Source organism: Haloechinothrix aidingensis (assembly GCF_013450155.1).
Taxonomy (GTDB): Bacteria; Actinomycetota; Actinomycetes; order Mycobacteriales; family Pseudonocardiaceae; genus Haloechinothrix; species Haloechinothrix aidingensis.
The window spans coordinates 185,384-208,884 of the sequence record NZ_JACCKD010000002.1; the positions used below are offsets into that span (position 1 = coordinate 185,384).

Annotated in this window: 20 protein-coding genes, 2 tRNA genes and 1 pseudogene; 9 read left to right on the forward strand and 14 right to left on the reverse strand. The window is 68.5% G+C overall.

The window, feature by feature from the left end; all coding sequences use genetic code 11:
* Positions 1–29 precede the first annotated feature (29 nt).
* The 3 genes from H0B56_RS05420 to H0B56_RS05430 all read right to left on the reverse strand — a co-directional run bounded on the left by H0B56_RS05420 (position 30) and on the right by H0B56_RS05430 (position 2,519).
* A complete protein-coding gene (locus tag H0B56_RS05420; RefSeq protein WP_180891839.1) occupies positions 30–494 on the reverse strand; it encodes a cupin domain-containing protein in 465 nt (154 codons plus the stop codon).
* A gap of 287 nt (positions 495–781) precedes the next feature.
* Positions 782–1,816, reverse strand: coding sequence for an NAD(P)H-dependent glycerol-3-phosphate dehydrogenase (locus H0B56_RS05425; RefSeq protein ID WP_180891840.1), 1,035 nt, complete (start codon positions 1,814–1,816; stop codon positions 782–784).
* Positions 1,809–2,519 (reverse strand): lysophospholipid acyltransferase family protein, encoded by a 711-nt coding sequence (locus tag H0B56_RS05430; protein ID WP_180891841.1) that lies wholly within the window; start codon positions 2,517–2,519, stop codon positions 1,809–1,811. The genes H0B56_RS05425 and H0B56_RS05430 overlap by 8 nt, the downstream gene beginning before the upstream one ends.
* 247 nt (positions 2,520–2,766) lie before the next feature.
* Between H0B56_RS05430 and H0B56_RS05435 the strand changes: the two genes are divergently transcribed.
* The 3 genes from H0B56_RS05435 (at position 2,767) to H0B56_RS23415 (ending at position 6,873) form a co-directional block, all read left to right on the forward strand.
* Complete coding sequence (locus tag H0B56_RS05435; RefSeq protein ID WP_343063766.1) at positions 2,767–5,097, forward strand: RNA degradosome polyphosphate kinase; 2,331 nt, start codon at positions 2,767–2,769, stop codon at positions 5,095–5,097.
* Between the two features lie 86 nt (positions 5,098–5,183).
* Positions 5,184–6,131 (forward strand): NUDIX domain-containing protein, encoded by a 948-nt coding sequence (locus tag H0B56_RS05440; protein WP_180891842.1) that lies wholly within the window; start codon positions 5,184–5,186, stop codon positions 6,129–6,131.
* A gap of 283 nt (positions 6,132–6,414) precedes the next feature.
* Positions 6,415–6,873: a hypothetical protein gene (locus H0B56_RS23415; protein ID WP_343063810.1), complete on the forward strand. Its 459-nt coding sequence runs from the start codon at positions 6,415–6,417 to the stop codon at positions 6,871–6,873.
* Positions 6,874–6,917: 44 nt separating this feature from the next.
* Here the strand turns inward: H0B56_RS23415 and H0B56_RS23420 are convergent.
* From H0B56_RS23420 to leuC, 3 genes and pseudogenes are all read right to left on the reverse strand, one after another.
* A pseudogene (locus H0B56_RS23420) lies at positions 6,918–7,172 on the reverse strand (HU family DNA-binding protein); the annotation flags it as partial.
* Positions 7,173–7,349: 177 nt separating this feature from the next.
* On the reverse strand, positions 7,350–7,952 hold the full coding sequence (leuD, locus tag H0B56_RS05450; RefSeq protein ID WP_180891844.1) for a 3-isopropylmalate dehydratase small subunit: 603 nt from the start codon (positions 7,950–7,952) through the stop codon (positions 7,350–7,352).
* 11 nt (positions 7,953–7,963) lie between these two features.
* Positions 7,964–9,442 (reverse strand): 3-isopropylmalate dehydratase large subunit, encoded by a 1,479-nt coding sequence (leuC, locus tag H0B56_RS05455; protein ID WP_180891845.1) that lies wholly within the window; start codon positions 9,440–9,442, stop codon positions 7,964–7,966.
* A gap of 109 nt (positions 9,443–9,551) precedes the next feature.
* On the opposite strand from leuC, the gene H0B56_RS05460 reads away from it, so the two are divergent.
* Positions 9,552–10,271, forward strand: coding sequence for an IclR family transcriptional regulator domain-containing protein (locus H0B56_RS05460; protein ID WP_180891846.1), 720 nt, complete (start codon positions 9,552–9,554; stop codon positions 10,269–10,271).
* Positions 10,272–10,350: 79 nt separating this feature from the next.
* Here the strand turns inward: H0B56_RS05460 and H0B56_RS05465 are convergent, their stop codons facing one another.
* Positions 10,351–10,974 (reverse strand): TetR/AcrR family transcriptional regulator, encoded by a 624-nt coding sequence (locus H0B56_RS05465; protein WP_180891847.1) that lies wholly within the window; start codon positions 10,972–10,974, stop codon positions 10,351–10,353.
* Between the two features lie 115 nt (positions 10,975–11,089).
* On the opposite strand from H0B56_RS05465, the gene H0B56_RS05470 reads away from it, so the two are divergent.
* The 4 genes from H0B56_RS05470 to H0B56_RS05485 all read left to right on the forward strand — a co-directional run bounded on the left by H0B56_RS05470 (position 11,090) and on the right by H0B56_RS05485 (position 17,155).
* Positions 11,090–12,241, forward strand: coding sequence for an acyl-CoA dehydrogenase family protein (locus H0B56_RS05470; protein ID WP_180891848.1), 1,152 nt, complete (start codon positions 11,090–11,092; stop codon positions 12,239–12,241).
* Between the two features lie 67 nt (positions 12,242–12,308).
* A complete protein-coding gene (locus H0B56_RS05475; RefSeq protein WP_180891849.1) occupies positions 12,309–12,947 on the forward strand; it encodes a TetR/AcrR family transcriptional regulator in 639 nt (212 codons plus the stop codon).
* A gap of 141 nt (positions 12,948–13,088) precedes the next feature.
* A complete protein-coding gene (locus H0B56_RS05480; protein ID WP_180891850.1) occupies positions 13,089–16,331 on the forward strand; it encodes a carboxyl transferase domain-containing protein in 3,243 nt (1,080 codons plus the stop codon).
* 50 nt (positions 16,332–16,381) lie between these two features.
* A complete protein-coding gene (locus H0B56_RS05485) occupies positions 16,382–17,155 on the forward strand; it encodes an SDR family NAD(P)-dependent oxidoreductase (RefSeq protein ID WP_180891851.1) in 774 nt (257 codons plus the stop codon).
* Positions 17,156–17,174: 19 nt separating this feature from the next.
* On the opposite strand, the gene H0B56_RS05490 is transcribed toward H0B56_RS05485, so the two are convergent.
* A complete protein-coding gene (locus tag H0B56_RS05490) occupies positions 17,175–17,627 on the reverse strand; it encodes a MaoC family dehydratase (protein WP_180891852.1) in 453 nt (150 codons plus the stop codon).
* Here H0B56_RS05490 and H0B56_RS05495 point away from each other — a divergent pair.
* A complete protein-coding gene (locus tag H0B56_RS05495) occupies positions 17,613–18,101 on the forward strand; it encodes a methyltransferase domain-containing protein (RefSeq protein ID WP_219632355.1) in 489 nt (162 codons plus the stop codon). The genes H0B56_RS05490 and H0B56_RS05495 overlap by 15 nt on opposite strands.
* Positions 18,102–18,129: 28 nt before the next feature.
* Here the strand turns inward: H0B56_RS05495 and H0B56_RS05500 are convergent.
* From H0B56_RS05500 to cimA, 6 genes are all read right to left on the reverse strand, one after another.
* A tRNA-Glu gene (locus H0B56_RS05500) sits at positions 18,130–18,202 on the reverse strand.
* Positions 18,203–18,250: 48 nt separating this feature from the next.
* Positions 18,251–18,322, reverse strand: a tRNA-Gln gene (locus H0B56_RS05505).
* A gap of 70 nt (positions 18,323–18,392) precedes the next feature.
* The gene (locus tag H0B56_RS05510) at positions 18,393–19,172 is read right to left on the reverse strand and encodes an HAD family hydrolase (protein WP_343063767.1); all 780 of its coding nucleotides are present in this window, start codon (positions 19,170–19,172) and stop codon (positions 18,393–18,395) included.
* Between the two features lie 69 nt (positions 19,173–19,241).
* Positions 19,242–20,738 (reverse strand): glutamate--tRNA ligase, encoded by a 1,497-nt coding sequence (gltX, locus tag H0B56_RS05515; protein WP_180891853.1) that lies wholly within the window; start codon positions 20,736–20,738, stop codon positions 19,242–19,244.
* Positions 20,739–20,892: 154 nt separating this feature from the next.
* Positions 20,893–21,669 (reverse strand): fumarylacetoacetate hydrolase family protein, encoded by a 777-nt coding sequence (locus tag H0B56_RS05520; protein ID WP_180891854.1) that lies wholly within the window; start codon positions 21,667–21,669, stop codon positions 20,893–20,895.
* A 34-nt stretch (positions 21,670–21,703) separates the two neighbouring features.
* Entirely contained in the window at positions 21,704–23,404 is a 1,701-nt protein-coding gene (gene cimA / locus H0B56_RS05525; RefSeq protein ID WP_180891855.1) for a citramalate synthase, read from the reverse strand.
* Positions 23,405–23,501 lie beyond the last annotated feature (97 nt).

Below are 23,501 nucleotides of genomic sequence, written 5' to 3' on the forward strand. Positions count from 1 at the left end.
GCCTGCCGGTGCCTGGCCGGTCCGCCGGGTCAGTCCCGCAACGAGCGGACGGTACGCGAACCGTAGCGGTAGACGTGAATACTCACGGCCGGGTCGGGGCCGTCATTGCGCATCCGGTGCGCGTAACCGGGCCCGAACACCCGGGACTGGCCGGTGTCGAGCACGTGCGTGTCCACGCCGTCCGCGTCCAGCTCGTCGGTGAGGCGCCTGCGCGCGACGACCTCGGTCAGCTGCCCGTTGACGACGGTGAACGCGCCGCTGGTGTCGCCGTGGTCATGGATGTCCGTGCCCTGACCGGGAAGCCAGCTCATCAGCCACACTTCCTGGTCCGTTCCGGACTCGACGAGCACGGCGAAGCGTTCGGACGGGTCGTAGCGGAGAAGGTCACGCCACCGCTCGCGTTCGGCGGCGAAGTCCATCGCTACGCGGACGGGGTGGCGCGGCGCCGAGCCGCTTCCGGGCTCGACGACAGTATTATCCGGGACTGCGAACACAGCAGAGATCCTCGTTCTACGGCGGGAGTCGAAGGCGGCTCCAGTGAGGCGATCACTGCGGGAGCATCACCACGACGTACGGACGTGTGTCGGCCGTGATCAAGGACAGAGACACAGAGCGCTAGCGACACGTCGCAGGAAGACGGGACCGCTGTGGTTCAGGAAACGCTCGTACACGGTTCCGGAGCATCGCAGGCCTGCCCGGAACCGTCAAGCGCGACGGCTCGCCGAGTTACCGATCCCACATCGCGGACACGTCGCACGCACCGAGCTCACCACCGCGTAGCTCAGTCCCACTCCGGCTTCTTGGCGCGACCGAGCAGCTCGGCACCGACCTGACGAGGGCTGCGCCCGTCGTGACAGAGCCGGTGCATCGCGTCGGTGAGCGGCATGTCCACCCCTTGCTCGTTGGCGAGCTCCCGGATCGACGAGCAGGACTTCACGCCTTCGGCTACCTGTCCACCGGTGGCTTCCTGTGCCTGGGCGAGCGACTCGCCCTTGCCGAGCCGCTCGCCGAACGTGCGGTTCCGCGACAGCGGGGAGGAGCAGGTCGCAACGAGGTCACCGACCCCGGCGAGGCCGGAGAACGTCAGCGGGTCCGCGCCGAGCTTGGCACCCAACCGCGCGATCTCGGCAAGGCCACGGGTGATCAGCGTGGCCATCGTGTTCGTGCCGTATCCGAGCCCCGCCGCGACGCCACAGGCCATCGCGATGACGTTCTTGCAGGACCCGCCCAGCTCACAGCCGATGACGTCGGTGTTGGTGTACGGCCGGAAGTACTCGTTGAAGCTGGCCCGCTGGATCGACACGGCCCGCTCGTGATCGGTGCAGGCCAGCACGGCTGCCGATGGCTGCTCCGTGGCGATCTCGCGAGCCAGGTTGGGACCGGCCACCACGACGACGCGCCGCTCATCGACACCGGTGACCTCGACGATCACCTCGCTCATCCGCTTGAGGGTGCCAAGCTCGACCCCCTTGGCCAGGCTGACCAGCGGTCCGCTGTCCGGCAGGAGCTCCAGCCAGCCGGACAGGTTCGCCCGCAGGGTCTGGCTCGGCATGGCAAGCACCACCGCCTGCGCGCCGTCCAGCGCCCGCGTGGCATCGCTCGTGGCACGCAGGCTCTCGGGTAAGCGCACTCCCGGGAGGTACCGCTCGTTACCGCCGCACTCGGAGATCTCCTCCGCCAGCTCCGCGCGGCGAGCCCACATGGTCACGTCGCGGCCCGCGTCGGCGAGCACCTTGGCGAAACTCGTCCCCCACGAGCCCGCGCCGAGCACCGTGATCCGTTGCGGAACCGATTCGTCCGCCGGCACCTCAGGCATCGTCCACCTGTGCTGACTCCTCCTTGGCCGGAGGCTCCTCACCACGAATCTCCGCGAGCAACGCGGTGACCTCCGACATCAGTAGATCCGTGACCTCGCGCAACGTCGCCGTACTCGCTTCCAGCTCACGATAACCGGACAGGTCCACCGGCTTACCCACGTTGTATGTCACCTTCTTACGCGGGAACGGCCGGAACCGCTTCGCGTAGCCGTCGAGCACGAGGTTGGTCCCCCATCGCGCGATCGGTATCACCGGTACGTCGTTGTGCAATGCCAGCCGCGCCACTCCCGGGAACGCGTGCTTGGGCCACCCGTCCGGATCCTTGCTGATCGTGCCCTCCGGATAGATCACGACGACCTTGCCCTCGCGCAACGTGCGATGTGCGTCACGTAGCGCATCACCTGCCCCCGTGGTTCCGCGGTATACGGGTATCCCGGCCGAACCTCGGAGGATCCTGCCGAGCACCGGGGTGCGGAACAGGCTGGCCTTCGCCATGAACCGGGGTACCCTCCGCTGCCGGTGCACGAAGACCGCGTCCGTCACGGGGTCGAAGTGCGAAACGTGGTTGAGCACCAACAGCGCGGCACCGTGTCGTGGGACACGGTCCGCTCTGCGGTACTCCCGTGCCGCCACCGCGCTCAACGGGTAGAACAGCATCGCCGTGAAGGCGACCCAGAACCCGCCCTTCTCTCGCCTGGCCAACTGACTGCCTCGTTTCTGCCTCTCGGTCCGCACCACGGACCGGACCTGCCACGGCCGCACCACTACCCGGGCAGTTGCGACCCGCTCCCGTCAAGTTTGCATTGTCCTCTCGGGCGGCTGAGCCGCGGGTGAATCGCGCGGCGGTGATCGAGGCTCGCCACCCGCCTGCCGTCCGGGGCCATCGCCCCGGCACCGTCTCGAGGCACGGGCTGTGCCCACCGCGCCCTGGTACGGAACAATTGGGGGCGTGGGTAGCAGTGAGGACCGTACGCAGGTACGCAACGGCGAGGCCGTACCCGGAGACAGCGGCACGGGCGGGCCAGCGGAACCGGCGGCCGAGCAGTGGGGTGAGCACGGTCCGGCAGGCTACGGCGGCGAGCAGGCCGATGGTCACCAGCCGGGCCCCGGGACAGCGGCGGCAGCGGAGCCGGAGTCCGATGCCGTCCCGCACACCGGTGACATCCACTCCGTCCCCTCGGCCCCACCGGCCGTGACGCCCGCGGGGGCAGGCGAGCTGCTCGACTCGTTACCGGAGGATCGCTACCTCAACCGGGAACTGTCCTGGCAGGACTTCAACGCGCGGGTACTCGCCCTCGCCGAGGACGAGTCACAGCCACTGCTGGAGCGCGCCAAGTACCTCGCCATCTTCGCTTCCAACCTGGACGAGTTCTACATGGTCCGCGTGGCGGGCCTCAAGCGCAGGCACGAGATGGGCCTGGGCGTGCGCAGCGCGGACGGTCTCTCCCCCCGCGAGCAGCTCGCCTATATCGCGAAGCGCAACCAGGACCTGGTCTCCCGCCAGACATCGGTGTTCGAGGACCACCTCCGACCCGCTCTGGAGGAGGTCGGTATCCGGATGGTCCGCTGGCACGAGCTCGACGACACGGAACGCGCCCGGCTGTCGAGCTACTTCAACGACCACATCTTCCCGGTGCTGACCCCGCTCGCGGTGGACCCGGCGCACCCGTTCCCCTACATCTCCGGCCTGTCACTCAACCTCGCTGTGACCGTGCGCGACCCCGAAGCGGGCACGGAACGTTTCGCCAGGGTCAAGATCCCGAACAACGTTCTGCGGTTGATCCGCGTCGAGGAGGGCGACGACGAGGCCGGAACGACCTACCTGCCGCTCGAGGAGCTGATCGCGGCACACCTCTCCGAGCTCTTCACCGGTATGGAGGTCATCGAGCACCACGTCTTCCGCGTCACCCGCAACGCCGACTTCGAGGTCGAGGAGGACCGGGACGAGGACCTGCTGCAAGCTCTGGAACGCGAGCTGGCCCAGCGCCGGTTCGGCCGTCCCGTCCGGCTCGAGGTCGAGAAGGACATGAGCGAGCACATGCTCGAGCTGTTGCTTCGCGAACTCGAGGTCGACCCCTACGACGTCGTCGCCGTGCCCGGCCTGATCGACATGACCTGTCTCGAACAGCTCGCCGCGCTCGACCGCAAGGAGCTGAAGTTCCCCCCGTTCGTTCCGGCCACCCACCCCGCGTTCGCCGAGCGGGAGACGCCGAAGAGTGTCTTCGCCACCCTGCGCGAGGGCGACATCCTGGTCAACCACCCCTATGACGCCTTCTCTACCAGTGTCCAACGCTTCATCGAGCAGGCCGCGAGCGACCCTGGCGTGCTGGCCATCAAGCAGACGCTGTACCGCACGTCCGGTGACTCGCCGATCGTCGACGCCCTCATCAACGCCGCCGAGGCGGGGAAGCAGGTCGTCGCCCTCGTCGAGATCAAGGCACGCTTCGACGAGCAAGCCAACATCTCGTGGGCGCGGACCCTCGAACGCGCGGGCGTTCACGTGGTGTACGGCCTGGTCGGGCTGAAGACGCACTGCAAGGTCTCCCTCGTGGTCCGCCAGGAGGGCTCCCGGATCCGCCGGTACTGCCATATCGGCACCGGAAACTACAACCCCAGGACAGCTCGGCTGTACGAGGATCTCGGTTTGCTGACCGCCGACGACGGTGTCGGAGCCGACCTCACCGACCTGTTCAACGTCCTGACCGGCTACGCGCAACAGGGCCAGTACCGCAACATCCTCACCTCGCCGCACGGCATCCGGCGCGGCATCCTCGGCTGTATCAGGGCCGAGACGGAACGCGCGAGGCAGGGCCTTTCCGCCGGTATCCGGCTCAAGGTGAACGCGCTTGTCGACGAGCAGATCATCGACGGCCTCTACGATGCTTCCCAGGCCGGTGTCGACGTCGAGGTCGTCGTACGCGGCATCTGCGCGCTCAAACCAGGAGTTCCCGGGCTGAGCGAGAACATCCACATCCGCTCGTTGCTCGGCCGGTTCCTGGAACACTCCCGGATCTTCCACTTCGCCGGCGCCGGCCAGTACTGGATCGGCAGTGCCGACATGATGCACCGGAATCTCGACCGCCGTATCGAAGTTCTCGTCAACGTGACCGACGCCAAGCTGACCGAACAGCTCGACGAGATACTCGACTCCGCACTCGACCCGGCGACTCGATGCTGGGTACTGACGTCCACCGGGGAATGGACACCCTCACCGTCATCCGGTTCGCAGGTTCGCGACCACCAGACAGAGCTGCTGAACAAGCACAAGGCGATGGGCTGAAGCGATGGTTGGGCAACCGGATGTCGAAGTACGACCCGACCGATGAACGAGTGCACGGGTCATTCGGACCGCGGGAAGGATAGAAGGTGGGTTCACCCGAGAGACAGCTCACGACTCGCGCCGCGGGTGCCGTCGTTTGGCGACGGGACCGGCACGACCGCACCGAGATCGCGATCGTGCATCGCCCGCGCTACGACGACTGGTCCCTGCCGAAAGGAAAGATCGACCGGCACGAGACGAGTCCGGAGGCAGCGGTCCGCGAGGTGGCCGAGGAGACCGGCCAGTCGTGCGTTCTCGAGCGCTTCCTGACGACGGTGGGATACACGATCCCGGCGGAAACCGGCGAGGGCACGGTACCGAAGTCGGTGAACTACTACAGCGCGAGGGCGGCAGGGGGTACCTTCGTCCCGAACTCCGAAGTAGACGAGCTGCGCTGGATGGACGTCGCCGAGGCGCGCCGCGTGCTGAGCTACTCCACCGAGATCGGCGTCCTCGACGAGTTCACCTCGATCCCGACGGACTCGAGCACTCTGCTGCTCGTCCGGCATGCCAAGGCCGGCAAGAAGGAGAACTGGGACGGCGACGACGATCTCAGACCGCTGTCCAACGCGGGTCTGCGTCAGGCCGAGGCGCTGGCGAACCTGCTACCGCTGTTCGGCCCGGACCGTGTCCATTCCGCGCCCCGCCTGCGCTGCGTACAGACAGTGCATCGTATCGCGGAAGGCATCGGGAGCGAGGTCGTCCACGAACCGCTGCTGTCCGAGGAAGGTTACACGCAGGACCCCGACAAGGGAATGCAGCGCCTGCTCGAACTGGTCAGCGGTGGTGGTACTCCAGTGGTGTGCAGCCAGGGAGGCGTCATCCCGGATTTGGTGAGCACGCTCGCAGCGCGCGACGGCCACACGCTGCGGAGCACGCCAACCAAGAAGGGATCGCTGTGGGTTCTGACGTTCACCCCACATCCGGACGGTTCGGGACCGATGCTGCGCTCCGCGCACCACCTGCCGAACCCGCTACCGACACCGGATCGCTGACCGCCACAGGCGCGAGCCGTACCTCGCTCCCGCGAACAGCCCCGCTGTGGCATCCCGACCCGCCACAGCGGGGTCTTTCCATCTCCTGCACGATCAGCTTGCCGGCGTTACCGAGGCTCATCCGGCCCCGACAACGCACGGAGCACGCGTTCCTTGCGTCGGGTACTTCGCCCCGGAGGCGGCGACGGCCACGTCCGGACCGGCACGCGCCCCGCGGGAACGCTCGCGCTACTTCTTCCGCGTAGTCGTCGTCCGCTTCGCCGTAGACTGCTTCGCCGCCGTCTTGGTCGAGCTCTTCGCGGTCGACTTCGGCGAGGCCTTCGTCGACGATGCCGTCGACTTGGACGCCGTCTTGCTCGTCGCCTTCGGAGCCGACTTCGACTGCCCCTTGGCCGCCGTCGTCGTCGAGCTCTTCTTCGCCGTCGTGCCGGACGCCTTCGCGGTCGTCGACTTCGCGGTCGTCGACTTCGCCGTACTCGCCTTGGTCGTGCTGGCCTTGGCGGTGCTCGTCTTGGCAGTACTCGACTTCGTCCCGGTCTTGGACGCGGTCTGTGTCGCACCCTTCGCCGTGCTCTTCGTCGCGGCGGCCTTCTGGCCCGACCTGGCCGTCGTCTTGGTGGCCGTGCCACCGGCAGCCGTCGCACGCTTGGCAGTCGGGCGAGTGCTTGTTCCCGGCGATGCCGGCGCACGGGTCGCCGAGGAACGAGCGGCGGCGGTCTTGGTGGTCGACGACGACCGCTGAGTGCTCGCACGCGGCAACTTGCGCTTACCGCTGACGACTTCCTTGAACGCGGTACCAGGGCGGAATGCCGGCACGTTGGTCTTCTTCACGCGAACCGTCTCGCCCGTCTGCGGATTCCTGGCCGTGCGAGCCGCGCGTGACCGCTTCTCGAAGGCACCGAATCCGGTGATGTTGACCTTCTCTCCCTTATTCACGGTACGAATGATGATGTCGACGAGGTTGTCGACGGCCTCACTCGCGACCTTCTTGTCACCGATACGCTCAGAGAGCGCTTCAACCAGATCCGTCTTGTTCGCCATTCCAGTCCTCCGAAGAACCTTGCTGTCACGGCCCTACCGGCCGACTCAAATCGCCACGGTATTAGGAACAGCCTACAAATTCCACACGACACGGCCCTAGCTCCCCTGCGACTTTGGCGAACTACCCCCCATTGGAGGGAATGGCGAACGCGCGTGGACGGGCGAACGTGGCCGGGATCAGCCGGCGTCGGCTTCGGTGGTCGTGGGTTTCCAGACCGGCCGCGTGCCTTCGAAGGTGTCGATCTCCGCCGCGTGGCGCAGGGTCAGCGCGATGTCGTCGAGCCCCTCCATGAGGCGCCAGCGGGTGTAGTCGTCGATGGTGAAGGTGGTGACGAAGTCCTTCGCTCGCACGGTCATATCGGTGAGGTCGACAGCCACCTCGGTGCCCGGCTCGTGCTCGAGGATCTTCCAGATCTGCTCTACATCGGACTGCTCGCACTCCGCGGTGAGCAGTCCCTGCTTGCCGGCGTTACCGCGGAAGATGTCGGCGAAGCGCGCGGAGATGACCACCCGGAAGCCATAGTTCATCAGTGCCCACACGGCATGCTCGCGGGAGGAGCCTGTACCGAAGTCCGGCCCGGCCACGAGGACGCTCCCGTGACGGAACGCCTCCTGGTTCAGTACGAACGTCTCGTCGTGCCGCCACGCGGCGAACAGGCCGTCCTCGAAGCCGGTCCGCGAGACGCGCTTGAGATACACGGCGGGGATGATCTGGTCCGTGTCTACGTTGGATCTACGGAGCGGGACCCCGATGCCGGTGTGCTGGGTGAATGCTTCCATGCTGTCCCCTTTTACTCGGTGAGATCTTCCGGGCTGGCCAAGGTCCCGCGTACCGCGGTGGCCGCGGCGACGAGGGGGGACACGAGGTGCGTGCGCCCACCCTTACCCTGCCTGCCCTCGAAGTTACGGTTGGAGGTCGACGCGCTGCGTTCACCCGGGCTCAGCTGATCCGGGTTCATCCCCAGGCACATGGAGCATCCAGCCTGCCGCCACTGTGCTCCTGCCTCGAGGAACACCGTGTCGAGCCCCTCGGCTTCGGCTACCTCGCGAACACGCATCGACCCCGGAACGACCAGCATCTGGACGTTGTCGGCGACCTTGTGCCCCCGTAACACGTCCGCGGCCGCACGCAGGTCCTCGATCCGGCCGTTGGTGCACGATCCGAGGAAGACCGTGTCGACGGCGATGTCCCGCAACGGGGTGCCCGGCTCCAGGTCCATGTACGACAGGGCCTTCTCCGCGGCGAAGCGCTCGGTCTCGTCGGCGATGAGCTCCGGGTCCGGCACCGACTCGGACAGCGGCAGGCCCTGGCCGGGGTTCGTGCCCCAGGTGACGAACGGCGTCAGCGTGCTGGCGTCGATGTCGACCTCGGCGTCGAACTCCGCGTCCGGATCCGTGCACAGCGCCCGCCAGCTGGCGACGGCGTCGTCCCACTGCGCGCCTGTCGGCGCGTGCGGCCGCTGGTGCAGGTAACGGAAGGTGGTCTCGTCCGGAGCGATCATTCCCGCACGGGCGCCCGCCTCGATGGACATGTTGCAGATCGTCATCCGTGCTTCCATCGACAGCGACTCGATGGCGCTGCCCCGGTACTCGAGCACGTAACCCTGGCCACCTCCGGTGCCGATCCTGGCGATGACGGCGAGAATGATGTCCTTGGCCGTGACCCCGGGGCGGAGCTCACCGTTGACGTTGACGGCCATCGTCTTGAACGGCCGCAGCGGCAAGGTCTGCGTCGCCAGCACGTGCTCCACCTCGGAGGTGCCGATACCGAACGCCATCGCACCGAACGCGCCGTGGGTCGAGGTGTGGCTGTCGCCGCACACCACGGTCATGCCCGGCTGCGTCAGGCCGAGCTGCGGGCCGATGACGTGCACGATGCCCTGCTCGGTGTCCCCCATCGGGTGCAGGCGAACGCCGAACTCCTCGCAGTTCGCACGCAGGGTGTCGACCTGTGTGCGCGAGACGGGGTCGGCGATCGGCAGGTGCGTGTCGATGGTGGGGACGTTGTGATCCTCGGTCGCGATGGTGAGGTCCGGCCGCCGTACCTTCCTACCTGCCAGCCGCAGACCTTCGAACGCCTGCGGGCTGGTGACCTCGTGCACGAGGTGCAGATCGATGTAGAGCAGGTCCGGCTCGGAACCCTCACCGTGGCGTACCACGTGCGCGTCCCAGATCTTCTCCGCGAGCGTGCGCCCCCGACCGCCGCTCGACCGCCCGTCCTGTGATGTTGTGTCTTCGGGCCCATCGGCCCGTGTTGTTGGGGTTGCCACGATGCTCAGACTCCTCGCACGGGAATGTTGTTGACGATTCGGTCGTGCCTCGACCGGCGAGCGTCCCGCGATATGGACTTCTCAATATACGAGATTGTAGTATCGCGCTGTGGGACAGGATAGCGCGTCGAACCAGTACAGCGGCATAGGTGTCTTGGACAAGGCCGTCGTGGTACTGCAAACGGTGGCGAACGAGCCGTGCGGCCTCGCCGAGCTGTGCAGCCGCACGGGCCTACCGCGGGCGACCGCCCATCGGTTGGCCGCGGGGCTGGAAGCGCACCGCCTGCTGCGTCGCACACCGGATGGCCGGTGGCGCCCGGGTGCCGCGCTGACCGAACTCGCGGGCGCGGCGACCGACCCGCTCCTGGACGCGGCGAGCATCGTGCTGCCCAAGTTGCGGGACGCCACGGGAGAGAGCGTGCAGCTCTACCGGCGCGACGGCACGCAACGTGTCTGCGTGGCTACCGCCGAGCCGTTGAGCGGGCTGCGCGACACCGTTCCCGTCGGCGCGCGGCTTCCGATGACGGCAGGCTCCGGCGCGAAGGTTCTCGCCGCGTGGGCGGACCCGCACAGCCAGCCGCCGGTCCCGCACGAGGCGGTATTCGGCGAACGAACCCTCGTCGAAGTGCGGCGCCGCGGGTGGGCGCAGAGCGTCGCCGAGCGCGAGCCCGGCGTGGCAAGCGTGTCCGCACCGGTACGCGAGTCGTCCGGGACGGTCGTCGCGGCGGTGTCCATATCGGGCCCCACGGAGCGGATCGGCCGCAAGCCGGGAGTGCGCTGGGCGAGCGACCTGCTCGCCGCTGCCGAGGATCTCACGCAGCAGCTCTAGCCGCCGGCGTGCGCGAGCCGAAGGCCTCCTCGGGTACCGCACAGGTACCGGAGGAGGCCTTCGGCTCGCCCCACCCGCCTCACCCGGCGACCTCCGCGTACAGCGCGTCGAGTCCCCGCACGAACGCGTCGAGCGCGAGCTCGAAGCTACCCGCGTCGATCTCCTCGGCGTGGCTCGCGAGGCGGTGCGCCTGGCTGAGGTTCGGGTACCGGTCGAGGTAGACGCGCACGTCCTCCTCGAAACCCCGGGAGAACGAGCCCATCGCCGCGCCGAGCACGAGGTACTTGGTGGACGCACCGATCATGGTGGCGTACCGCGGTGGCCAACCGGCCCCGACAAGGCCCCCGTGCACGGCATCGGCGCGCGCCAGCGCGGTCTCCCTGCGGGCGGGCCCGGCCGCCAGGAACGGCACCATGTTCGGGTGCTCGGCGAGCGCTGCCCGGTAGGAGCGCGCCCACGTCCGGATGCCACGGGACCAGTCGCCACCGGCGAAGTCGCTGACGTCGACCTTCTCCATGATCCCTTCGGCGATCTCGTGGAGAAGGTCGTCCTTGGTCGCGACGTGGCCGTACAGCGACGGAGCCTGCACACCCAGCTCGGTGGCGAGCTTGCGCATGGACAGCCCAGCGAGGCCGTCCCTGTCGATCAGGTCGAGAGCCGTCTCACGGATGGCGTCCCGTGTGACCCGGGAGGGGCTGGGCATGAGGCCTCCTCGAGCAGGCGGATGTGACCTACACGCGGCACGCTTGCCGAACAGCTGGCGCGCACCTTAGAGTGAGGATACCTAACAGTGTAAGTCTTCAACAGCGGGGCACGCCATGGATCTCTCCCTGACCACCGAACAGCAGGCGCTGCGCGACACGGCACGCGAGTTCGTCGACGCCGAGATCGTCCCGAACATCCAGGAGTGGGACCGGGCCGAGGCGGTGGACAGATCCATCGTCGGCAAGCTGGGCGATATCGGCTTCCTCGGCCTGACGGTTCCGGAGCACTACGGCGGATCGGGCGGGAACCATCTGGACTACTGCCTGATGATGGAGGAGATCGGTCGCGGGGACTCCTCGGTGCGTGGCATCGTGTCGGTTTCCCTGGGGCTGGTGGCCAAGACCGTGCTGAGTTTCGGCACCGAGCAGCAGAAGCGGGCGTGGCTTCCCGGCCTGTGCTCCGGGGCGTCGCTGGCCTGTTTCGGACTCACCGAACCCGACACCGGCTCCGACGCGGCCAACCTCAACAGCAAGGCGGTCCGCGACGGTGACGACTGGGTCATCAGCGGTTCGAAGATGTTCATCACCAACGGCACATGGGCCGACCTGGCGCTGATCTTCGCCCGGACCGGCGGGGCGGGCCCCAAGGGGGTCTCCGCCTTCCTGGTCCCCACCGACACACCGGGTTTCAGCCACACCGAGATCAAGGGCAAGCTCGGGCTGCGCGGGCAGTCCACCGGCGAGCTCACCCTGGACAACGTGCGCGTGCCCGCCGACGCCATGCTCGGTTCCGAGGGTGAGGGTTTCCGCATCGCGATGGCTGCCCTGGACAAGGGGCGCATGTCGGTGGCGGCAGGCTGCGTCGGTCTCGCGCGCGCGGCACTCGATGCGAGCGTGCGTTACGCGACCGAGCGGGATCAGTTCGGCAAGCCGATCGCCGGCTTCCAGCTCGTCCAGGAGATGCTCGCCGACATGGCCGTGGCCACCGACGCCGCGCGGCTGCTCGTCTGGCGTGTCGCCGACCTGATCGACAGGGAGCAGCCGTTCGGCACGGCGGCCTCGATGGCCAAGCTGCACGCGACCGAGAACGCCGTCAACGCAGCCAACCAGGCGATCCAGGTGTTCGGGGGGTACGGCTACATCGACGAGTACCCGGTGGGCAAGTATCTGCGCGACGCGCGTGTGATGACCCTGTACGAGGGCACCAGCCAGATCCAGAAGCTCCTCATCGGCCGTGCCCTGACCGGCGTCAGTGCCTTCACCTGAGGCCGGGCCGGCCGCTCCGGTCACCCGCGCGCAGGCGCCTGGACCGACTAGTCGGTAGCCTGAAGCCATGAGCCGTGCGACACCTTCCGATCCCGACGACACACAGCACACCGGCAGCGACCGGACACCGACACGCAGCGGGGACGTGCCGGTCCGGCTGGTGTCCGTGGCAACGGAGCTGTTCGCCAAGCACGGGTTCGAAAGTACCTCGGTGCAATCCATCGTGGACGCGGCCGGAGTCACCAAGGGCGCGATGTACCACTACTTCGACTCCAAGGACGACCTGCTCTACGAGATCTACGGGCGCATGCTCCGGGTCCAGACCGCCCAGCTCGAGCGTGTCGCCTCGGCGGACCTGCCCGTGACGGAGCGCATCCGCGCGGCGACGGTCGACGTCATCGAGACCAGCATCGCCAATTTCGACGACACCAAGATCTTCTGGCGCTCCATGCACCAGCTGCACCCCGACAAGCAGGCCCAGGTCCGGGCGGAACGGCGGTACTACCACGAGCGATTCCGCGCGCTGATCCAGGAGGGCCAGGACAGCGGCGAGTTCCGTGCCGACGTGCCCGCCGACCTCGTGGTGGACTACCACTTCGGTGCCGTGCACCACCTCAGCACCTGGTATCGCAAGGACGGGTGGCTCGGCGCGGGCGACGTCGGCCGGTACTTCGCCGACATGCTGCTGTCCGCGCTGCGTCCGTAACCGGAGTCGCAGCCGGGACCGTGACGCGGATACGCATTGCACGGCTCCGTCCCGCATCGTAGGCTCGGAGATACCAACTAGTCGGTTCGTGTACTCGTCTACAGGCGACGTCGCGGTCCCGTCGCGGAGGTGAGCGTTCCCGTGCCGCTTGAGCGTGTGCTCGTCGCCAATCGGGGTGAGATCGCCGCGCGAATCGTGCGTGCCGCCGGTGAGCTCGGACTCACCGCTGTGGCCGTATACGCCGCCGACGACGCCGACGCCCACCACGTCTGGCTGGCCGACGAGGCCGTCGCGCTCGCGGGCAGCGGCCCCTCGGCCTACACCGACGGCGCGGAGATCCTCCGCAGCGCCCACGAGACCGGGTGCGACGCCGTACACCCCGGGTACGGCTTCCTGTCCGAGAATGCCGAGTTCGCGCGCGACTGCGTGGCGGCAGGGCTGGTGTGGATCGGACCGGAACCGGAGACGGTGGCGATCCTCGGCGACAAGACCCGGGCCAAGGAGCTCGCCGAGCGCTCCGGGGTTCCGGTGCTGGCAGGTACGACGGCGATCACGACGCCGGAGGACGCCGGTGCTCGGCTCGAGGCGCTCCCGCGCGGCTCGGCCGCGATCGTCAAACCCCGCTCCGGAAGCGGCGGGACCGGCATGCGGATCGTGCGGGATCGCACCGAGATGGCCGACGCCGTCCGCCACTGCCAGGCAGCCGCGCGTACCGCGTTCGGCTCGACGGAAGTCTTCGTCGAGCAGTTCCTGCCCCGCGCGCGCCACATCGAGGTGCAGATCGCCGCGGATGCCTGCGGTGCGGTCGCGGTACTCGGCGACCGGGACTGCAGCCTGCAACACCGCGGGAAGAAGCTGATCGAGATCGCCCCCGCCCCCGACCTGGACGCACGCACCCGGACGGCGCTTGCGGAGTCGGCAGCCCTGCTCGCGCGTGCCGCGGGGTACCTGGGCCTCGGCACCGTCGAGTTCCTGCTGGACACCAGCGGAACCGGTACCCCGCGGCACTACTTCCTGGAAGCCAACCCGCGCCTGCAGGTCGAACACACGGTGACCGAGGAGGTCACGGGTGTGGATCTGGTTCAGGCACAGCTGCTCATCGCGGCAGGCGCCGATCTCGGCCGGCTGGGACTGCGTCCCGGCCATACTCCCGAGGCCCGCGGCTGCGCGGTGCAGGTCCGTATCAGCACCGAGGTGCCTGCCCCCTCCGGACCACCGCTTCCGCAGTCCGGCACCCTCACCGGCTACGTCCCACCCGGCGGCCCCGGGGTACGCGTGGACGGTTGCGGCTATCCCGGATACCGGGTCAGCACCCGCTACGACACCCTGCTGGCCAAGCTGATCGCGCGTGACGCCACGCACGACCCGCAGGCCGCGGTGCGCCGTGCGCGACGGGCGTTGCGCGAGTTCCGCATCGAGGGAGTCCGGACCAACCGGTCCCTTTCGGAGGCCGTGCTGGCGCTGCCGGACATCGCGACGGGACGTACCTACACGGCACTCGTCGACGAGCTGGTCGCCGAAACCGCCGAGGAGGAGCCCGCCGCGCCTGCGGAATCCCATCACGACGGTTCAACCGTGCTGAGCGCCCCGGTGGAAGGCACCGTCACCCGGCTGTACCTCGCCGAGGGCGCGCGGGTGACGGCCGGTGCCACCCTGGCCGTCCTCGAAGCCATGAAGATGGAGTATCCCGTCACAACGGACTCCGGGGGGACACTACGCGCGGTCCTGGTGCAGCCGGGTGAGGTGGTCGGCGCCGGGCAGGCCCTCGCCCACCTCGACCCCGACGGCACGTCCGAGGCCACCGTCCCGGCAGGCGACCGACCCGATCCCGAGCACGTACGGACCGACCTGGAGGCACTGTTCCGGCTCCGCGAGCGCACCACGGATGACGGCAGGCCGGAAGCCGTGGCACGCAGGCACGCGGCGGGGCGTGCGACCGCACGCGAGAATATCGAGCGGCTGTGCGACGAGGGAAGTTTCGTGGAGTACGGCGGCCTCGCGCTCGCCGCGCAACGCTCGCGCCGCTCCGAGCAGGAGCTGATGGACAAGACTCCGGCGGACGGCCTCGTGGCCGGTGTCGGCTCCGTCAACGGCGCTACCTTCGGGCCCGAGCGCTCCCGTGTGGTCGCGTTGTCCTATGACTACACCGTACTTGCCGGCACGCAGGGCGCACGTGGACATATCAAGAAGGACCGCATGTTCTCGCTGGCCGAACGTTCCGGCCTGCCCGTCGTGCTCTTCGCGGAAGGCGGCGGTGGTCGGCCGGGTGACACCGACGGCGGCTGGCTCACCGGCCTCGACTGCGAGGCCTTCGCGCGTTACGCGGCACTGAGCGGCACGGTTCCGCTGATCGGCATCGCCTCGGGCCGCTGCTTCGCCGGGAACGCCGCGCTCCTCGGCTGCTCCGATGTCGTGATCGCCACCCGTGATGCCACGATCGGCATGGGTGGGCCCGCCATGATCGAGGGAGCGGGCCTCGGTGTGTTCCGGCCGGAGGAGGTCGGCCCCGTCGACGTCCAGCGCGCCAACGGGGTCGTCGACATCCCGGTGGCCGACGACGCCGAAGCCGTCGCGTCGGCGCAGCGGTACCTGTCCTACTTCCAGGGACCCCTTCCCGACTGGGAACACACCGACCAGCGCCTGCTACGGCACTGTGTCCCGGAGAACCGCAAGCGCGTGTACGACGTCCGCGATCTGATCACGACGCTCGCCGACACCGGCTCCGTGCTGGAGCTACGCCGGGACTTCGGCGCGAGCGTGGTCACCAGCCTCGCTCGCGTGCAGGGACGGCCGATAGGGCTGCTGGCGAATGACCCCGCACACCTCGGCGGCGCCATCGACTCCGACGCCGCCGACAAGGCTGCCCGGTTCATGCAACTGTGCGACGGGTTCGGCCTGCCGGTGCTATCACTTGTAGACACTCCGGGGTTCATGGTGGGGCCGGATTCGGAACGCACGGCGGCCGTACGGCACCTGAGCCGCATGTTCGTCACAGCGGGGAGCATGTCGGTTCCGACCGGCGCGATCGTGCTGCGCAAGGGGTACGGGCTCGGGTCACAGGCGATGGCAGGAGGCGGCTTCCGCTGCCCGCGGTTCGTGGTCGCATGGCCGACCGGCGAGCTGGGCGCGATGGGGCTGGAGGGTGCGGTCCACCTTGGCTACCGCGACGAGCTCGATGCCATCACCGACCCCGCCGAGCGGAAGGCGAGCTTCGACGCCATGGTCGACTCCGCCTACGAGCACGGCCGGGCGACCCGTGTGGCCTCGGCATTCGAGATCGACGACGTCATCGATCCCGCGGAGTCCCGCGGCTGGATCACCAGCCTGCTCACCGCTGCCTGGCAGCCGGCAGGGGGGCGTAGGCCGTACATCGACACCTGGTGACACCACCACGGTGCGGCGACCGACGACAGCACACCCACAGGAGGATCCCGATGAGCCCGATCGCAGGGGCAGGAGTCGTCGTCACCGGCGGCGGAGGAGGCATCGGCAAGGCACTGGCCGAACGCCTCGCCGCAGGCGGTGCGCGCGTCGTCGTCAACGACATCGACGCCGCGGCAGCCGGCTCGGTGGCACAGCAGATCGGCGGGTACGCCGTCGCCGGGGACGCCGCAGGCGACAGCGGCGTGCGGGAGCTGATCGCCGAGGCACGCCTGCGACTCGGCGACATCGACGTGTACTGCGCCAACGCCGGCATCGCCGAGGAGGGCGGACCGGAGGCGCCCGAGGAGGCATGGGCGCGCTCCTGGGAGGTCAACGTGATGGCACACGTCCGCGCGAGCCGGCACCTGCTCCCCCGGTGGCTGGAGCGCGGCAGCGGGCGGTTCGTGTCCACGGCCTCGGCTGCCGGGCTGCTCACCATGCTCGGCTCGGCACCGTACTCGGCCAGCAAGCACGCAGCCGTGGCCTTCGCCGAATGGTTGTCGGCGACCTACGGGCACCGCGGCGTCACGGTGCAGTGCATCTGCCCGCAAGGTGTACGTACCGGGATGCTTCCCGAGGAGGGGACGCCGGGTCACGCGGTACTCGGAGGCTCGGCGATCGAGCCCGAGCGCGTCGCGGAGTGTCTCTGGGACGCGCTGCACGACGACCGGTTCCTGGTCCTGCCGCACGCCGAGGTCGCGGACTACTACGCGAGGCGTGCCGCCGACCCCGACCGCTGGCTGTCCGGCATGCGGCGCATGCAGGAGCACATCGAGAGCATCTGACCGGTAGCGCCCCGCCGTTTCACGGGACGAGTAACGACACCACCTCGGCCACGCAGGCAGGCTTGTCGCTGCCTTCCAGCTCCACAGTCACCCGGACCGTGGCCTGCGCACCGTTCTGCCCCGCGGCGACGTCCACCAGCTCGGCACCTGCCCTTACCCGGGATCCGACGGGGACAGCCGCGGGGAAGCGCACCTTGTTGCTGCCGTAGTTCACGCCCATGCTCAGCCCCTCGACGCGGTAGATCTCCTGGCTGAGCATCGGCAGCAGGGACAGGGTGAGGTAGCCGTGCGCGATCGTGCCGCCGAACGGGCCGTGCGCGGCCCGTTCGGGGTCGACGTGGATCCACTGGTGGTCGCCGGTCGCCTCGGCGAACTGGTTCACCCTCTCCTGCGAGATCGTGTGCCACTCGCTGTACCCCAGGTGCTCGCCCACTGCCTGCTTCAGCTCGTCCAGACCGTGAAACACGCGCATGTCATCTCCTTGTCGCTGGCACACACCGGCATTGGTCGACGCGCCCACGAGCGAGCGACCGCGTCGAACATACCGGCTGGTCGGATCGGCGTCCAGCATACGTCGCCCGCCGATACGTGTCCGCCGCTGCTGCCACACCACAGGGACCGACTACGTACCTGTCCTGGTCGAGCGGCCCAGCGCCGCGCGGAGGCGGAAGCGCTTCCCGTCGAGTCCCGCGTCGCGGACGCCGGGGACCTGCCGTTCGCCGATGCCTCGTTCGACCTCGTGCTCTCGGCGATCGGTGTGATGTTCACCGCGGACCATCAACCCGCGGCCTGCGAGCTCGTGCGGGTGTGCGAACCGCGCGACAGACGGCACCGGCCGCACCGACTGGAAAGTACCTCACCGCCGTTGCCACCAACGCCTGAGGACGCACCCGCCGCCCGCACCCGGGAAGGCATGCAAAAAGCCGCAAGCCGCCGGTCTCGATGACCGGCGGCTTGCGGCCGCATACTGTACGTACCCCCGATGGGATTCGAACCCACGCTACCGGCGTGAGAGGCCGGCGTCCTAGGCCGCTAGACGACGGGGGCTGACGCGCACTCGGTATAACCTAGCAGGTACGTTCCGCGGCGCCTCAGCTGGGGTACCAGGATTCGAACCTAGACTAACTGAACCAGAATCAGTCGTGCTGCCGATTACACCATACCCCAACGGCATTCCGTTGGTGCCACTGAGAAATATTAGACCACGGGTGATCACGGCATGCACCGGGGGTGGCCCTCACCGCGGAACCGGCACCCCCGCCCGTCCGAAGTCGGCGACGAGCACGCCGGGAAGCTCGTCCAGACCCGAGATTACCTGCACGTCAGTGCCTCCATCCGCCTCAGGGCGGCCTTGGCGGTCCAGCCAGACACCCCCGAGTCCGGCACGAACAGCCCCGGCCGCATCGGCATCCAGCTTGTCGCCCACGTGCACGGCCTCGACCGGTTCACAGCCCAGTGCCGCGCACGCCGAATGGAAGATCAACGGATCCGGCTTGGCCGCGCCGACTTCCCCCGCGATGGCCACGTGACCGAAGTAACGGGACAGGCCGAGCGTGTCGAGCTTCTTGCGCTGGTGGGCCCCGGAGGCGTTCGTCACAGCGGCCAGCGCGATACCGGCCGCCCGGAGCCATTCCAGGCACGGCACCACGTCGCCGTACACATCCCAGTGGCACTGCACGAGGGCGGCGCGCCTGCGCTCGAACCGTGCCGCGTCCTCGTCGGACACGGCCACGCCCAGCTCGCCGAGGAAGCTCTTCGTGCGCTGGCGGTGCATGGACGCGTAATCGAGCCGGTCGGCCACGACACGGGCCACATGCAGTTCCGTCAGATGCTCCCACACGGGCCACATGTCGTCCCTGCCGATCATCGCGGCCAGCGCGCGTCTGCCGGCCGCGGTGAAGTCGACGAGCGTGTCGTCGATATCCAGGCAGACCGCGCGCAGGCCGAGTTGGTCAGGTATCTCGACTCGGGGGACGGCTTCGTACGTTTCAGATGAAAAGGGACTCGCGAACTCCACCCGCAGAGACTAGTGGGCCCGGGCCCCTCACCGATTCGGCCAACGAGGTGACGTCGGCTACTGGTTCGGTCAAGCGTCGGCGGCGACGGTCCGCTCGCGAGCCTTGTTGACCCTGCGCAACGCGCGTTCCCGGCCCAGGATCTCCATCGACTCGAACAGCGGAGGGGAGACTGTTCGTCCGGTCACAGCGACCCGGATAGGTGTGAACGCCTTTCGCGGTTTCCAGCCGAGCTCCTCGACGAGAACACCCTTGAGCGCGTTCTCGATCGACTCGGCGTCCCACCTGTCCAACGACTCCAGTGCCGATACCGCCGCGTCGAGGGCCGGGCCCACATCCGGTTTGAGTGCCTTGGCCACCGCCGCTTCCTCCGGGGCGAAGTCCTGCTCGTCGACGAACAGGAAGTCGACGAGTGGCGCCGCCTCCGACAGGACCGCGACTCGCTCCTGGACCATCGGTGCGATGGCCCGCAGCGTCGCCAGTTGCTCGTGCGACGGTTCCTCCGGCAGCACTCCCGCCGCGATCAGGTAGGGAACGACCCGCCTGGTGAAGTCCTCGGTGTCCAGCGCACGGACGTGCGTGCCGTTGATGGACTCGGCCTTCTTGACGTCGAACCGGGCCGGGTTGGCACTGACCTGACCGATCTCGAACGCCCCGACCAGCTCCGGGACGGTGAACACGTCCCGATCATCGGCGATGGACCATCCGAGAAGGGCGAGGTAGTTGAGCAGACCCTCCGGGATGAAGCCGCGCTCACGGTGATGGAACACGTTCGACTGAGGGTCCCGTTTGGACAGCTTCTTGTTGCCCTCGCCCATCACGTACGGCAGGTGACCGAACGCGGGTACCTCCTCGATCACCCCGATCCTGCAGAGCGCCTCGTAGAGCGCGATCTGCCGCGGCGTGGACGGCAGCAGGTCCTCACCGCGCAGTACGTGGGTGATTCGCATGAGTGCGTCGTCGACGGGGTTGGTGAGTGTGTAGAGCGGGTCGCCGTTGCCGCGCACCACCACCGGGTCGGGGACCGAGCCGGCCTGGAAGGTGATCTCCCCGCGCACCAGGTCGTGCCAGGTCAGGTCCCTGTCGGGCATCCGGAGCCGCAGTACCGGGCTCCGCCCCTGCGCGCGGAGCTCGGCCTTGCGCTCCTCGGTGAGGTCACGGTCGGCGTTGTCGTAGCCGAGCTGCGGATCCTGACCGGCGGCCCGCCTGCGCTCGGCGACCTCCTCGGTGGTGGAGAACGCCTCGTAGAGCTCACCGGCCTCCAGCAGGCGTCCGGCGATGTCGGCGTAGATCTCGCCGCGCTCGCTCTGCCGGTACGGACCGTACGCGCCGCCGACGTCCGGACCCTCGTCCCAGTCGATGCCCAGCCAGTCGAGCGCGTCGAGCAGCGCCTGGTAGGACTCCTCGGAGTCCCTGGACGCGTCGGTGTCCTCGATCCGGAAGACGAGAGTACCGCCGTTGTGGCGGGCGAACGCCCAGTTGAACAGGGCCGTGCGGATCAACCCGACGTGCGGGGCGCCGGTCGGTGACGGGCAGAAACGAGCGCGTACAGTCATGGTCTCTGTCATAGCCCCTTCAGCCTAGCGGCCCCGGCGTGTCGGGCGCTGTGACACCCTGTGTCGGGCGCCAAACTCGCGTCACAGCCCAACTCGGGGTGCTCCGAAGCCCGACACGGGGTGCCTGGGCGCCCGACACAGGGTTACGCCTGCTACGCGGAATGGCTCACGCCGCCTGAACCGGGTTGGTCAGGGTGCCGATGCCGCCGACGGTGATCGAGACGGACTGGCCCTCGGTGATCGGTCCGACGCCCTCCGGTGTGCCGGTGAGGATCACGTCGCCGGGAAGCAGCGTCATCACGTGCGAGACGAACTGCACGAGCTCCGGCACGGTGTGCACCATCTTGGCCGTATGCGAGTCCTGCTTGATCTCGCCGTCCACGTCGGTCCGGATCTCCAGGTCGGCCGGGTCGGCATCGGTCTCGATCCACGGCCCGAGCGGGCAGAACGAGTCGTAGCCCTTCGCACGGGTCCACTGCCCGTCCGCGCGCTGCTGGTCGCGTGCGGTGACATCGTTGGCGATCGTGTAGCCGCGTATCGCCGCGGGAGCCTTGCTCGCCGGTACGTTGCGGATCGGTTGTCCGATCACGACGGCGAGCTCGCCTTCGAAGTCGACCCGCGTCGAGCTCGCCGGAAGCTTGATCGGAGCTCCGGGGCCGGTCACGCTGGTGTTCGGCTTCATGAAGATCACCGGCGTCTCGGGCACCTCGCTGTCGAGCTCGGCGGCGTGCTCGGCGTAGTTCTTGCCCACCGCGATGATCTTGGTGGGCAGGATCGGTGCGAGCAGCCGTACCTCGTCGTACGGCCAGCTACGGCCGGTGTGGTTGGGGGTGCCGAACGGGTGCTCGGCGATCTCGTGCACGGTGGCGCTACCCCCGTCGACGTCGCCGTCGAGCGAGGCGAACGCGACACCGTCCGGGTGGGCGATTCGAGCTAGTCGCATGGTCGCGAGCCTAATCGACGCAGGTTGTGACTGGTCATGTCCCTCGGTGTCCGTCGCTACCCGGGGACACGCCAGCGGATACACGCATGCTCTTGTGCACGAGCGCGTCACACAGCGCCATCCAGCTCGCCTCGACGATGTTCTCGTGCACGCCCACCGTGGTCCATTCCTTCGCGCCGTCCGTGCTCTCGATGAGGACCCTGGTCACGGCGTCGGTACCCGGATGTCCCTGCATCGACGGGGTCTCGGCTCCCGGGGTGAGGATCCGGACCTTGTAGTCGGTCAGGTCGACGCTGTCCAGCCACTCCAGGTACGGCGACAGCGCCTTGCGCAGTGCCGCGTCCAGCGCGTGCACGGGCCCGTTGCCCTCCGCGGTGGCGATCACCCGCTCGCCGGAGACCAGGACCTTCACGGTGGCCTCGGAGATCACTTCCCCGTCCGGGCGGTGATCCAGGACGACGCGGTAGGACTCGAGCTCGAACGGCCCCTCCGGCAGGAATCCCTCGCCGGATACCGGCTCGCCCTCGCTGTCGATCACGCGCCGCAGCATCAGCTCGAGGGAGGCATCAGCGGCCTCGAACGACCAGCCCTGCGACTCCAGCGTCTTCACCCTGTCCACTGCCGAAGTCAGAGCTTCGGGACGCTCGGTGAGGTCCACGCCGAGCTCGCGCCCCTTGAGCTCCAGGCTGGCCCTGCCTGCCATCTCCGTGACCAGCACCCGCATGTCGTTGCCGACCACCGGCGGGTCGATGTGGTTGTACAGCAGCGGGTCCACCTTGATCGCGCTCGCGTGCAGTCCCGCCTTGTGCGCGAACGCCGACGCTCCCACATAGGCCTGATGTGCGTCAGGCGCGATGTTGGCCATCTCCGCGAGCGCGTGCGAGACGCGGGTCAGCTCCGCGGCACCACCGGGCGGCAGGACGTCCATCTCCAGCTTGGTCACCAGGTTGCCCAGTACCGCGAACAGGTCCGCGTTGCCGGCCCGCTCGCCGTAGCCGTTCGCGGTGCACTGCACGTGCGTGGCGCCGGACTGCACGGCGGCGATGGTGTTGGCCACCGCACACGAGGTGTCGTCCTGGCAATGGATGCCCAGGCGCAGCCCGGTGCGCGCACCCACCTCCTCGACGGTCGCTGCCAGCTGCAAGGGGAGCTGGCCACCGTTGGTGTCACACAGCACGACGACATCGGCTCCGCCCTCGCCTGCCGCGGTGAGCACGCGCAACGCGGTGTCGGGGTCGTAGGCGTAACCGTCGAAGAAGTGCTCCGCGTCCAGAAAGACCCGTCGTCCCTCGCCCACCAGGAACGAGACGGTGTCCCGCACCATCGCGCACGCCGTGTCGACATCCACGCCCAGCGCGCGTTCGATGTGCCGCCTGTCCGACTTCGCGACCAGCGTCACCACCGGCGCGCGGGAGTCCAGCAGCGCCCGCACCTGCTTGTCCCGGTCAGCCGTGGTGTCGGCCTTCCTCGTGGAGCCGAACGCCACGAGCGCGGCATGCTTGAGGGGCAGCTCCCCGGACGTCGCGCGCTGGAAGAACTCGGTGTCCTTGGGTAGCGCGCCGGGCCAGCCACCTTCGACGAACCCCACGCCGAGCTCGTCGAGCAACCGTGCCACGGTGAGCTTGTCGGCGACCGAGTACGCTATGCCTTCGCGCTGCGCCCCGTCACGCAGCGTCGTGTCGTAGACATGGAAGTCATCGCCGAGCGGCGTATCTGCGGGTTCGGAACGGTTCACGCGTTACTCCTGTGTATGTACTCACGACTCGGGGCGGGCCCGGGGGTGGGATCAATGTGGGCATGGCGCTCGACCAATAAAAAGGACCCCTCGCGAA